This is a genomic window from Lachnospira sp. CLA-JM-H23, assembly GCF_040096425.1.
GTDB classification, from domain to species: domain Bacteria; phylum Bacillota; class Clostridia; order Lachnospirales; family Lachnospiraceae; genus Lachnospira; species Lachnospira rogosae.
This window is the reverse complement of sequence record NZ_JBBMET010000020.1, coordinates 1-742: the sequence shown is the minus strand read 5'-3', so window position 1 is coordinate 742 and position 742 is coordinate 1. Positions and strand designations below refer to the sequence as shown.

General features: G+C 41.0%; 2 tRNA genes and 1 rRNA gene. All 3 read right to left on the bottom strand.

The features are described from left to right. Window positions 1-76 (bottom strand): 23S ribosomal RNA (locus WMO42_RS13905); the annotation flags it as partial. Between the two features lie 380 nt (window positions 77-456). After that, window positions 457-529, bottom strand: a tRNA-Ala gene (locus tag WMO42_RS13900). A 55-nt stretch (window positions 530-584) separates the two neighbouring features. Next, window positions 585-658, bottom strand: a tRNA-Ile gene (locus WMO42_RS13895). Window positions 659-742: the final 84 nt, after the last annotated feature.

Genomic DNA, 742 nt, shown 5'->3' with positions numbered 1-742 from the left:
GCTTTTCGCAGCTTATCACGTCCTTCATCGGCTCTCAGTGCCTAGGCATCCACCCTGTGCTCTTTATAGCTTAACCAATAGATTAGCAAGCGGTTCGGATTAATTAGCAAAACTGCGTTGAATGCTTGCATTCATAAGCTGTTTTGGTGATTAATGCGAAATCATTTGCGAAGCAAAGGATATGAGCAGAAGTAAAACTTCTGCGAATAACCGCTCGCGAACTTCCGTTTGTCTTAATCTCTTTCATCAGTATATAGCGTTATACTAATGGGTTTTTAATGATTATTTAATCATTCGGTTTGTTTCTTGGTTTGATATGTGACTTATCAGTACATATCGCACCTCGGATGTCTAAACTTTATTAGTTTATTTTAGATATTTTAATATGCAGTTTTCAATGAACAATCTTTGCAGATACTTATTATTACTAGTTATTACCAGTAACCATATCCGCAGTGGAGATAAAGGGATTCGAACCCTTGACCCCCTGCTTGCAAGGCAGGTGCTCTCCCAACTGAGCTATACCCCCGTCTAAAGACTTACATTTCTGTAATCTGTTAACGTTGTATTATATTCGGTTTAAGTGGGGTTAAATGGACTCGAACCATCGACCTCACGCTTATCAGGCGTGCGCTCTAACCAGCTGAGCTATAACCCCGTCTGTAAAATCTGGCAGCCACCTACTTTCCCATACCGTCTCCAGCATAGTATCATCGGCCGCTTAAGGCTTAACCATCGTGTT